This is a genomic window from Mesorhizobium sp. M0296, from assembly GCF_040321675.1.
Taxonomy (GTDB): Bacteria; Pseudomonadota; Alphaproteobacteria; order Rhizobiales; family Rhizobiaceae; genus Mesorhizobium.
In genome coordinates this window covers 22,882-33,975 of sequence record NZ_JAMYRZ010000057.1, presented here as the reverse complement: position 1 = coordinate 33,975, position 11,094 = coordinate 22,882, and the positions used below count along the sequence as shown (strand labels likewise).

Annotated in this window: 14 protein-coding genes and 1 pseudogene; 8 read left to right on the top strand and 7 right to left on the bottom strand. The window is 61.4% G+C overall.

Annotated elements, in window-relative coordinates; genetic code table 11:
- Positions 1–148: 148 nt before the first annotated feature.
- A complete protein-coding gene (locus tag NKI97_RS32375; protein ID WP_352453724.1) occupies positions 149–535 on the bottom strand; it encodes a type II toxin-antitoxin system VapC family toxin in 387 nt (128 codons plus the stop codon).
- Positions 535–792: a type II toxin-antitoxin system VapB family antitoxin gene (locus tag NKI97_RS32370; protein WP_031195575.1), complete on the bottom strand. Its 258-nt coding sequence runs from the start codon at positions 790–792 to the stop codon at positions 535–537. Before NKI97_RS32370 ends, NKI97_RS32375 begins: the two co-directional genes overlap by 1 nt.
- Positions 793–961: 169 nt before the next feature.
- Between NKI97_RS32370 and NKI97_RS32365 the strand changes: the two genes are divergently transcribed.
- Entirely contained in the window at positions 962–1,966 is a 1,005-nt protein-coding gene (locus NKI97_RS32365; protein ID WP_352693241.1) for a DUF1403 family protein, read from the top strand.
- Positions 1,967–1,968: 2 nt separating this feature from the next.
- Positions 1,969–2,706 (top strand): SMC-Scp complex subunit ScpB, encoded by a 738-nt coding sequence (gene scpB / locus NKI97_RS32360; protein WP_352838331.1) that lies wholly within the window; start codon positions 1,969–1,971, stop codon positions 2,704–2,706.
- Between the two features lie 32 nt (positions 2,707–2,738).
- Here the strand turns inward: scpB and NKI97_RS32355 are convergent, their stop codons facing one another.
- Entirely contained in the window at positions 2,739–3,263 is a 525-nt protein-coding gene (locus tag NKI97_RS32355; protein ID WP_352838330.1) for an RES family NAD+ phosphorylase, read from the bottom strand.
- Entirely contained in the window at positions 3,260–3,646 is a 387-nt protein-coding gene (locus NKI97_RS32350; RefSeq protein WP_352450324.1) for a hypothetical protein, read from the bottom strand. Before NKI97_RS32350 ends, NKI97_RS32355 begins: the two co-directional genes overlap by 4 nt.
- Before the next feature lie 140 nt (positions 3,647–3,786).
- Here NKI97_RS32350 and NKI97_RS32345 point away from each other — a divergent pair, with 140 nt between their 5' ends.
- On the top strand, positions 3,787–3,918 hold the full coding sequence (locus NKI97_RS32345) for a CBS domain-containing protein (RefSeq protein WP_352450421.1): 132 nt from the start codon (positions 3,787–3,789) through the stop codon (positions 3,916–3,918).
- A complete protein-coding gene (locus NKI97_RS35585) occupies positions 3,893–4,150 on the top strand; it encodes a hypothetical protein (protein WP_502894554.1) in 258 nt (85 codons plus the stop codon). The genes NKI97_RS32345 and NKI97_RS35585 overlap by 26 nt, the downstream gene beginning before the upstream one ends.
- 189 nt (positions 4,151–4,339) lie before the next feature.
- Here NKI97_RS35585 and NKI97_RS32335 read toward each other — a convergent pair whose 3' ends face one another.
- The gene (locus NKI97_RS32335) at positions 4,340–5,512 is read right to left on the bottom strand and encodes an MFS transporter (RefSeq protein WP_352725954.1); all 1,173 of its coding nucleotides are present in this window, start codon (positions 5,510–5,512) and stop codon (positions 4,340–4,342) included.
- A gap of 357 nt (positions 5,513–5,869) precedes the next feature.
- Between NKI97_RS32335 and NKI97_RS32330 the strand changes: the two genes are divergently transcribed.
- Genes NKI97_RS32330 through NKI97_RS32320 form a run of 3 tightly spaced genes read left to right on the top strand, consistent with a single transcriptional unit; the run spans position 5,870 to position 9,364 of the window.
- The gene (locus NKI97_RS32330) at positions 5,870–6,958 is read left to right on the top strand and encodes a glycosyltransferase family 4 protein (RefSeq protein ID WP_352450326.1); all 1,089 of its coding nucleotides are present in this window, start codon (positions 5,870–5,872) and stop codon (positions 6,956–6,958) included.
- On the top strand, positions 6,921–7,199 hold the full coding sequence (locus tag NKI97_RS32325) for a hypothetical protein (protein WP_352450327.1): 279 nt from the start codon (positions 6,921–6,923) through the stop codon (positions 7,197–7,199). The genes NKI97_RS32330 and NKI97_RS32325 overlap by 38 nt, the downstream gene beginning before the upstream one ends.
- Complete coding sequence (locus NKI97_RS32320; protein WP_352450328.1) at positions 7,196–9,364, top strand: amylo-alpha-1,6-glucosidase; 2,169 nt, start codon at positions 7,196–7,198, stop codon at positions 9,362–9,364. Before NKI97_RS32325 ends, NKI97_RS32320 begins: the two co-directional genes overlap by 4 nt.
- 85 nt (positions 9,365–9,449) lie before the next feature.
- Here the strand turns inward: NKI97_RS32320 and NKI97_RS32315 are convergent.
- Together NKI97_RS32315 and NKI97_RS32310 are read right to left on the bottom strand one after the other, a co-directional pair.
- Positions 9,450–9,560 (bottom strand): annotated as a pseudogene (locus NKI97_RS32315) (integrase); the annotation flags it as partial.
- Positions 9,561–9,585: 25 nt separating this feature from the next.
- Positions 9,586–10,179 carry a Crp/Fnr family transcriptional regulator gene (locus tag NKI97_RS32310; RefSeq protein ID WP_352450329.1) on the bottom strand — a complete coding sequence of 198 codons (594 nt, stop codon included), beginning with the start codon at positions 10,177–10,179 and terminating at the stop codon, positions 9,586–9,588.
- Between the two features lie 55 nt (positions 10,180–10,234).
- Between NKI97_RS32310 and NKI97_RS32305 the strand changes: the two genes are divergently transcribed.
- Complete coding sequence (locus NKI97_RS32305) at positions 10,235–10,660, top strand: LysR substrate-binding domain-containing protein (protein ID WP_352838329.1); 426 nt, start codon at positions 10,235–10,237, stop codon at positions 10,658–10,660.
- The last annotated feature ends 434 nt before the right edge of the window (positions 10,661–11,094 follow it).

The window sequence follows — 11,094 nt, the reverse complement described above, 5'->3', positions numbered from 1 at the left end:
TGCGCAGGCAGGCTGGGATTGGCAATGGCTGGAAGGGGAGGGGACGAGGCTAGGTCGGCATCGCCCATCTGCATGACGATATCGATAATGTCGGGCATGTCGTCCTCGCCGGAAGCAGCCGATGATCTTGGAGCGTCGTCAGTCATGCTCATGCCGCTTCGATATCCGTTTGAGAGAAGTCCTTGCCGACGAAAAGCAGCGGTTCGTCCGCACGCTTTGCCAAAGCATAGGACAGGCAATCGGCAAAATTCAGCGCCGCCGGGTGGTGGCCCTTGCCGTAAGTCAGCCAACCCTGGGTCGCAAGATCAACCAATTCGGAGTCGACAGGAATGATGTCGGCCTCGATTTTGCGCAGCCAAAGATCGATCTCGGCCAACGCGTGTTCGCCGCGCCTGCTGACCAGCACCATGCGTGCCTCGAGCACGCAGGTTGCCGGGATCAGACGGATTGGGTCGGAGACCAGCGCTCGTTCCAGCCTTGCTGCCTCAGGCTCGCTCCGAAGGATCGCTACAACGGCTGAGGTATCGATCACCATCAGTTAGGGATTCCATGCTCGTCATACCCGATGATCTCCTCGTCGCTGCGACTATCCAGTTCAGGCAATCGTGCCACTCTTTCTCGGATGGCGCGCAATTCTGCCAGCAAACGCTCCTGAGCGGTCTCTCCAAAGCCCAAGCGGTGCAAGCGCTCGCTCAGGGCCTGGTGAATGGCTGCCGTCTTGCTGATGCCCTGGCGGCGCGCGAGTTCATCGGCGAGAGCCACGGTGGCCGGATTTTTGATGTTCAGGGACACGAAAGGCTCCAAAAGTCTACCATTCTGGCGTATTCTACCATGGCTCCGTAGGCTCGTAAACAACGAATGATAATGCAACATTATCGTTCGTTGTGGAGCTACGACGGGCGCGGCGGTTTCTTCGCATTATCGTTGCCAGAAGCGCCGCGCTCGTTCATCCTCATTGACGATGATTCTTCGCCCCAAGCCGTCGCTCCGCCACAATGCTCACCCTGCCGGGATCGAACTGGTCACCACCGTGGCGCCGGTGCCGTCCTGGTTGCGACGGGCGGTCGACGGCCCGCAAAGCCTTGACGAGGCTGCGGTTGTGGCAGGCGCAACGATCGGCGCGCTCGACGCTGTCGTGCGCCGGCAGGAGCGGTGGGCCGGGGCCTGGCGGCAGCGCTTGGCGCTCGCGGCGGCAGCTTCGACGTCGCGAAAGGCGGGCCGCGTCGAGGATGACGGCGCCCTGCGTGATGCGGTGTGTCTGACCCGTCCCGGCGATGACGTCGGGCCGGCCGGCCGCATCCTGCTCGCCTGGCGCCGGCTGACTTTGCTGCCGGCAGAGGATCTGCTGACGGAAGCTGTGCTCGCCGCCGCGCTGGACGAACTCGGTCACGGAGGCGACGACGAGGCGGTGAGCGATCTGATCGAGGATCTCCGCCAGCTTTCCGGGGCGGAGGGCGTTGTCGCGGTGCTGACCGGCGCCTTCGCGGCTGCTGAGCGCCATGGCTTCGGACGCAGTTTCGGGTCCTGGCTCGCCGACGTCCTGCTCGCGCAACGGCTGGGCTGGCAATATGCGGTGCCGCTGCTGGGAGCGCAGTCAGGATCGGGCGGGTACACGCGTGGCGTGCGACCGAGAATAACCAGCCTGGCGGAGAGGGACCAGGGGCCAGGCCGGGAGAGCGTGCAGAGCCTCCTTGTGGCTCAGGCGCGCGCCGCGCTGCGGGCCGTCGAGCTTTCGGCCGAGCTCGATCGTCGTGCCCAGCGGCTCATCGCCGTTGCACCGAAGCTGCGGGCAAAGGGATCGGATGCTGTAGTCGAAAAACTGCTCTCCGACGATGCGATTGTCGCGTCCCAGCCCATTCCTGGCATGAGCGAGCGAGGTCTGCGGCGCCTGTTTGACAGGCTGGTCGACTTTGGCGCCGTGCGAGAATTGTCGGGTCGGCCGACCTTCCGGCTCTATGGGCTGTAGCGATGGCGGACCGGACGGGAACTCAGCGAAAGGATAACCAGCGCTTGCTGGTCGATACCGAACTCGAGCACCTGCCGTCGGAGCTGCGCTGGCGTGAATGGATGGGCCGGATTGAGGCGGTCATCTTCGCCGCCAGCGAGCCCGTCATGCGTGAGACGCTGGCGCGGGTCGTCGGAAAGAGCTGCAACGTCGATCTGATCATCGACGACATTCGCGAGGAACTGCGCAACCGGCCCTATGAGCTCGTGTCGGTCGCCGGAGGATGGCAGCACCGAACCAGGAAAGCGTTTGCCGACGTCATTCGCGGTGCATTTGGCACAGCAACGGGCCAGGGCGCGGATAGAACGCGGTCAAAACCCCTGTCGCAGTTCGAGGCGCTGGTGCTGATGTGCATTGCATACTTCCAGCCGATCACCCGTGGCGAGCTGTCATCCTTCTTCGGCAAGGAGGTTTCACGCGATCTGATTGGCGTACTGCGCGAGCAGGAATTCATCACCTCGGGACCGCGCAGCCCACAGCCCGGCGCCCCCTACACCTACGTGACGACCAAAGCCTTCATGTCGCACTTCGGTTTCGACACGCTGCGCGACTTGCCCGATTTCGAGGCGCTCGAGGACGCCGGACTGCTCAGCAAGGAGAAGCTGCTGGCGGGAGAAATTCCGGCCGGGCTGGCGAGCGAGGAGGAGGAAGGCGCAGAGGAAGAATTAGAGGCTGACCGCGTTGAGGACCAAGTGCCCTAGAGGTCGTTGCGCCCTTGGCGAGAGGCGGCAATTCAGGACCAGGACGACTGATCGTGCGGCAGCCGATGATCGGGATCATGGACCGCGACGCGATCCTCTTCGACAAGATTGGCCGAGAAGATCGCCAGATTGGTGCCGCCGGCATGGCGCAGCGACGGAAACAGGATACCGCGAAGCCCAGCCGTGATGACCAGGTCCGCGAGCTTCCACGATGGCGGGACCTTCCTGTCGATGCGGGCGATCTGGCGCCACGCACAATCCCATCCTTGCCAGATGTCGTCCCAGACGTTTGGGTCGAACCCCTGCGAAAGGTCGGCGACCTCGGCGAGCGTGATCTTGAAGGCTGCAAGGGTGGCCGGCGGGATGATGCTGGCGCCCTGCTTGTATTCATCGAGGGCCGTTTGCGGCGCGCGTGACAGGTAAAGCGCCTCGACGCCCGGTCGATTGAAGCGGCCGCCGTCGATCGCCGCGCCCGCACCGCTGATGGGCAGGAATGCCCATTTGGGTGTCAGATAGCGGTGAAAGATGTCGTCCGGGCCGACGTGGGTGATTCTCACCCGCGCGCCCCGTTCTCGAGATCCCTGATGAAGGCCAGAACCGCCTCGACCTGGCCGTCCGCAACGAGCTCGGCCGCCGTGCGATGGCCATAGTCGGCGATGGGCTCGTTGCGATACCAGTAGATCGCCTTGTCGACGTTACCGGTGAGTTCCGTCGCGGCCGAAATCACCTTCACCATTTCGCGCATCCGGCCCTGCAGGCGTTCCGATGCGGGATTGCGCAGCGTGTTGCGATGAACACCGGTTAACTGCGCCAGGTTGGCCACCTTCACGCCGAGGGCCTGCGACAGGCGTTTCGGCGAGATATAGGGCGTGCGTGGTTCCTGCAAGCTATCGACAAAGCCTGAGACCACCGCGGAATGTGCGAGCTGTGCGTGGGTCATGGCAAATCTCCGACCTCTCATACGTACAATATATGCACATTAAAGCGCATAGCAAGTGAACAGAGGCCTTTCCTCATAGCGGTTGCCGCCCGGAAAATGCGGGCCGACTATCTCGGCGCCCTTCCGGTCGGGAGAATGACATGCTGGTCGGCATGGTGACCGACCGCGATATCGTGATGCGCGGTGTCGCCGAGGAGCGCTCAGCCGGCAACACGACCGTTCGCGAGGTCATGTCCGAGCATGTCTATGCCATTTGCGGATCAAGCGGATGATGCGCTTGTTGCCGATCCTGTGTTCGATGAAGCGAACCAGCCTTTCCTGACTGACCGTCCCGAAGAAGTTCTGGGTGTCGGCGTCTACGATCCAGTTCACCTCCCGTTGGTCAATCGCGATGTACAGGGCATCCAATGCGCCGTGTGGTCCTCTTCCGGGCCGGAACCCGTAGGAGAAACCGCAGAAGTCGCCTTCATAGATGCATTGAGCACCGTGACTGTTGCATCCTGAACGATCTTGTCTTCCAGTCGCTGTTTCCCATCCGCCTTCGGTATAACCCCCCCGCTGGACTCGTTTGTGCAAATACTCAAGCCGAAGCTCGAGGGCGCTGACGAGCCCCTCTGGCATCTTCCCCATTCCGCCGCTACCACCCCTTGGCTGAGAAGCTCGCACAATCGGCGACCATCGCCCTCATACGCATCAATCCGATGGTGGGGGCCTTTCACGAAGTCCAATTACTAGCGGAAGGGACAGCACACAGAGTCCCGCCATCATGAGGAACCCGGGCGGGCCATAGGCTCCATAAAGCTGACCTGATACCCAGACAAGGCCCGCGGTGGCCAGCCCCGGGCCGATCGCGTAAAGGGCCTGCGCCGTGGCGGCAAGATGTGCCGGCACGCTGCTGGCGATAACACGCATACAGGCAAGATGCAGCAGTGCGAAGGTAATGCCGTGAAGCGGTTGCACGAACGCAAGCATCCAGATCGCCGCCGTTTCCGCTTCCACGACCCAGCGCAGAATTCCGGCCACCGCGGCCAGAGCAGCGGCCCCGGCCACGCCAAGCCGGCGCAGCAGGATCGGCCCGACCACAACGAACACCACCACCTCCGCTCCGACGGCTTCCGACCAAAGTATGCTGCTCGCCGCCGTGCCGACCCCGGCCGCCGTCCAGCGGATGACCGAGAAGGTGTCATGCATTGCATGGCTGCCATAGATCAGCGCCGCAATCATGACGATGCGCCGGAAAGTCGGGAGACCGAGCAGCTCGCGCAGCCCGCCGATTACGCTTTGCCCGACCGGGTCCGCAGCCCGCTCGGCGCCGGTGTCTGATTCCGGCACCAGCGCGGCGGCAGCCAACGCTCCGGCGAGCAGCGCGGCGTACATCCATATAATCGCATCCAGCTCGAAAACTCCGAGCACCTGGCCAGCCGCGAGGGTGCCAGCAACGAAGGCCGCTGATGCCGCACCCCGCACCCAACCATACTCAAAACCCGGCTCGCGCACCGATGCGCGCGCCGCAAGGGCGTCGGCGAGGGTTGTGATCGGTGCCAGCCCGGCTGACTGGGCCAGATAGACGACCAACAGAAGAAAGACGCCTTGCACGGCAGCCAGCCCAAGCGTCGCCGCTGCCGCGATCCCGATGCAGACCGCCAGGGTGATGCGGAGGGCACCGAGAAGATCTGCAATTCGATTGGCGAGCGGTCCGGCAATCAGCCGGGCTGCGTTGCCTAGCCCGAACAGAACGCCCAGCTCTTCAGGTGTCAGGCCGCGCGCCTCAAAATACCGTGGCCAGAACGGGGACGCTGTCCCGAATGCAGCATACATTGCGGCATAGAGCGCTAAAAATGCCAGCAGCGGGCCAAGGCGTGCCATGCCAAAGTTCTGCCACGGACGCGCCTCGCGCTACAGGGGGGATCTGGAGAATGATGCTTCTTCTGCGAATAAACTCGGCCCCGCTGAAGCGGCTTCGACACGCCACGTTGACCCAGAATATGATCACCTTGATGCCGGCGCTCGATGCCATGCCGGAATGCCCGCACCCCGCGAACATTCCGCAAAGATCAGGACCTAGGCCCTCAAGCCTTGCCTAGCCCGAACGTCACGATGGGTGATCTTCCCGGGAACATATTAGCAATTCGAGAGTTGGCGTCGGTGCAATACAAGGAGAGGTGTGCGCGTCGCCCGCTTTCGTTGAAGGCCGACTTTTCACTTTCACGATGTCCTGCAAAAATGAAGATCGCCCAGATTGCACCTCTTATCGAATCTGTACCCCCCAGGCTCTATGGCGGGACCGAGCGCATCGTTTCATATCTGACGGAAGAGCTGGTTCGACAGGGCCACGAGGTGACCTTGTTCGCCAGCGGTGATTCACGCACTTCGGCCGAACTGGTGGCGTGTTGCGATGTTGCACTGCGCCTGAATCCCAAGTCCCAAAACCATATTCCCTACCACATCATGATGCTTGAACAGGTCCGTAAACGGGCGGATGAATTCGATGCACTGCATTTTCATGTCGATGTTCTCCACTTTCCGATAATTCGAGAGTTCGCGCAGCGAACCGTTACCACGCTTCATGGCAGGCTCGACCTTCCGTTCCTGGCGCGGCTTTACGCGATGTTCGACGACATTCCGCTGGTCTCGATTTCCGATGACCAGCGCCGGCCCATGCCGCCGGTCAATTGGCTCGGAACGGTCTACCATGGCCTGCCGCGTGATATTCTTCCATTCCGGCGGAAAGCCTCGGGATATCTGGCATTTCTTGGCCGCATCTCACCGGAAAAGGGCCCGGAAGTGGCGATAGAAATCGCCGCCCGCGCTGGAATGCCGCTGAAGATCGCGGCCAAAATCGACGCGGTTGACCAATCATTTTGGGCGGAGCGAGTTGAGCCCCTGGTGCTTCGATATTCGAATGTCGAGTTCATTGGCGAGATCGATGAGCAGCAGAAGGCGGAGTTTTTGGGCAATGCGACAGCGCTGCTGTTTCCGATCGACTGGCCCGAACCGTTCGGCCTTGTAACCATCGAGGCAATGGCCTGCGGCACCCCGGTGATAGCCTTCAACCGCGGCGCCGTTCCAGAGGTCATCGATGATGGCGTGTCCGGATTGATAGTGGACAGCGTCGACGAAGCTGTGGAGGCTGTACGGCGGATAGGCGGTCTCGATCGCGCACGGGTACGGGAAACTTTTGAAAGGCGGTTCATGGTCGGGCGCATGTGCAGCGACTATATGGAGGTCTACCGCTCGCTCGCCGGCAACAAGCGATTTGCATTTGGCTCTCGAAATGGCCGCGCTGAAATGCAGCTGGTCAGGCCTGTTTGACCGAACCGGCCTAGAACCGATCGGCTTCGAGCCGCTTTTGATCGCGCTCTACAACAGAATTCGCCAATCATTCGCCAAGAATTCGAACGAGGCTCTCCGCGATCGCGCGCCGAGTGCGGGATTGATGCGAGACGCTGTTGATGAGGATGGTTCGGCGCCGGCCTTGATGGGCAAGCATGTGTGCCTGCGCCGCCCAAGTCTCCACCGCCCAAGTCTCTTTCGAACAGGAGGGCTGACATGACCACTGAAGTCGAAGAACGCAAGCTTGATCCAGCTGTGGCTCTCCCGGCGCTCGACGAATCGGCGCCGCGCGAGCCGCATAGGCAATTTGCTCTCAAGCACGAGGACTGCTTCATCGTCGCGGACAGCTATGGCGACATACGAGGCACCGGCGACGGACTTTTCCGCGACGACACGCGTGTGCTGTCGCGCTTCCGTCTGTTCATCGGCGGCCGCATGCCCTCACTGCTTGGCGCCTCGCTATCGCAAGATAACATCCTATTCACCGCCAATCTTACAAATCTGGCCACCATCGGGCCGAACGGTAGTGAAACGCTGCCGGGCGTCGTGCACATCGATCGGACCCGGTTCATCTGGCAAGACCGCATGTTCGAGCGCGTCATCTTCACGAATTACTCCGCGCGCGAGGTGCTGCTGCCGGTCCGGTTCGACTTCGACGCCGATTTCCGTGACATGTTTGAGGTGCGCGGCACTACGCGCAGCCGGCGCGGTCGCGCGCATGACGCGCTAGTGGGCGAGTCAAGAGTGACGTTTCGCTACGAGGGTCTCGACAATGTGGAGCGCCAATCCGTCATCGCGTTTTCGATGACGCCCCATCAGATGCACCCCAATCACGCCGAGTTCCTCATTGTGGTGGGGATGCGCGACAGCAGAGCGCTCCATCTGGAGGTCGGTCACAGCGAGGAAATTCCGTCCAGTGATCGCTTCCGCGCGGCCGCGGCGCGAGCGCGGTTTGCCATGCGCTCAAAGCGTCGACAGGGCGCCACCGTCTTCAGCTCCGGCCGCGTGTTCAATGACTGGCTCACGCGCACGCGCGCCGACATAGCGTTGCTGACCACTGATCTGGAGACCGGGCCTTATCCGTACGCCGGTATTCCCTGGTTCTCGACCGCCTTCGGCCGCGACGGCGTCATTTCCGCCTTGCAAATGCTGTGGCTCAACCCTGACCTTGCCCGCGGGGTCCTGGCGTTCCTTGCCCGCTATCAGTCGACAGAGACTTCGATATTTGACGATGCCGAGCCCGGCAAGATCATGCATGAAACGCGCAAGGGGGAGATGGCTGTGCTGCGAGAGCTACCGTTCGGCCGCTACTACGGCGGCGTCGACACCACTCCGCTCTATGTTTACCTGGCCTGGTCCTATGCCGATCGCACGGGCGATGACGAGTTCGTCGATCGCATGTGGGACTCGCTGTGTGCGGCCATCGCGTGGATGGAGGAGGTAGGAGCCCGCAACGGAGAGGGTTTCGTGACCTACAGCAGGGCGGCAGATACGGGGCTTTTCAACCAGGGCTGGAAGGACAGCGCAGACGCTATCTTCCATAGCGATGGGACGATACCCAGGGGACCAATCGCACTGGTCGAGGTGCAAGGTTACGTCTTCGCAGCCTATCAAGGCATGGCTGCGCTGGCCGCCAAGCGCGGCGATGTCGCCAAGGCAGCGCACTGGAGCGGCATGGCAGAAAGGATCCGCAACGCAGTGGAGACGCAGTTTTGGATGTCAGACCGCAATTTCTATGCCTTGGCAATCGACGGCGAAGGCAAGCAATGCGCGGTGCGCGCCTCCAACCCCGGTCACCTGCTTTATGTCGGGCTACCGTCAGCTGAACGGGCGCAATCAGTTGCCGAGCAGCTGTTATCAGCCCATCTCCACAGCGGTTGGGGCGTTCGGACTTTGGCCGACGACGAGCTTCCATTCAATCCGATGTCCTATCACAACGGCTCGATCTGGCCGCACGATACGGCAATCTGTGCCGCTGGGCTCGCCCGCTACCAGGAGCGCACCAGTGTCGTGAAGCTTATGAGCAGCATGTTCGAGGCGGCGGTCCGTTTCAACATGCGGCTCCCGGAGCTATTCTGCGGGTTTACGCGTGCGATCGGTGATGCGCCAGTGGCCTATCCCGTGGCTTGTCTGCCACAGGCATGGTCCGCCGGATCCGCCTTCATGATGCTGCAAGCCTGTCTGGGGATTCGGATCGATGGTTGGAAGGGCGAGATCAATGTCGAACGCCCTCGGCTGCCGATAGGCATCGACAACATCGTCCTCCGGCACTTAGCGGTCGGTGACGTGAAGGTCGACCTCACTTTTCAGCGCGTCGGCGACCGCATCGTCTGCTATCTCGACGAGCGACACGAGGGCCTCGTGCCGCTGGTTGTGCGCTCTTAACTGTGGGCGGCTGCAAAAAAATGGTCGTGCATCAGGCAACCGAGCCCCACCCGACCGGGCTCCAGAGCGGTTGTACGTCTTTTTGGCGAAGGGCGGTTTCGGTAAGATAGCCGGAGCGCAGGCCGTGGGCGGAGAAGGCTTGCGGGTCGAGCCCGGCCTCGGCGACGCGGCGCTTCAGCACCAATTCGGCAGCCTGCAAGGGTTTGTCCGATTCCGAACAGTTAGGCGGAGGCTAGGCCGAAGTGACTTTGCTCCTCCTCGCCGTAAGCACCGTGTGTGAGTTTTATCATTCCAACGCGATCGACGATTGCGATCTCGCCGCGTTTGGCGTGAACCAGCCCCCGATGTTCAAGCATTTGGAGGGCGGTGGTAACGCCGGGGCGCCGGGCACCAAGCATGGTCGCCAGAAATTTATGCGTCAGGTAGATCTTGTTTCCTTCGGCGCGGTCTTGGACCATCAGCAGCCAGCGGGCCAACCGCTCCTCGATTTTGGAATGGCCGTTGACCAGCGCGGTCCGGGACGAGTGCACGAGGAACGCGTGGGCATAGCGAAGCAGCGACTCGCGAAGGGACTGGCTTGCTGCAATCGCAGCGCGAAGGTCTTCAACGGGCAGAATCCAGCCATTGCCGGCGACCTGGATATAGGTTTCATTGGGAGATCTGTCTTGGCCGAGGATAACGGCAACCCCTGTCATGCCATCGTGGCCGACGATGCCGACTTCGCTTTGCCGCCCACCGGTCATGGTGGCGACCACCGATGCAATGCCCATCTCTGGAAAATACACACGCTCGATCGGCTGATATGCGACCTCCAACTGGTCTTTGATGTCGAGTTCGACGTGATGTTACCCGGACACCGATTGCAGGCCATTGCTAACGACCGCTCCTTATGATTGGGAAATTTTCTTCGGAGGTGAGTTCGATCTCGCCTTTGACTGCGGTAATCCAAATGGGCCGAAAGATATCGACGCGGTGCTAGTGTTGCAATCGTTCGGCACCCCAGTTTGCTCTCCAAAGCTGCTGGAGAGAGGGGTGCCACTAACCTCTCCTGCCGACCTGGTTCACCATAACCTGCTGCATGAAACGTCTGATCGGCACGATTGGAAAGTTTGGGCTGGGCGATTTGTGCCGAACCTTCTTGACGTGAACTCGGGTGAGGTCTTTCCCAGTGCCGATATGGCCTATCGTGCCGCGGCCATGGGCCAGGGCGTCGCGATCGGAGACCTTCTCTGTGCTCCACGAAGAGATCACCAAGGGAGAACTGGTCCTGCCGTTCAAGGACATGCAGATCTCTGACGACACGGAGGCCTATTACTTGTGTTGCAGAAGAGATTGCTGGACCGACCCTCGTATCGCCGCATTCCATCAGTGGGTATCGGCCGAGGCAACGTGGTCCTGAAGGCCGGGACGGTCAGGCGCGCCCCAAACGGCGACAATCGGGCGCGGCCATTTAAGTCGCATAGCATCGTATCCTGGAACTTCGAGGTGTCTACTCATAGAACACTGCATGGGGATGCCTTCAAGATCGTCCAGACACTACACGGTCACGTACTGGTTGCGCCTTGTCAGATGTGGCCAGCGTTCTCGCTGTTGGCGGACCACGGCAATTGTCCGCGAATGCGGCTAACGCTTCGAACTGGCGATTGAAACAGCTGGCCTGGAAACCCGCGCGAAGGGGGTGCTTCCCACCTGCGCAGTCCGTGGAGCTTAGCGCATTAGATCGGCGTACA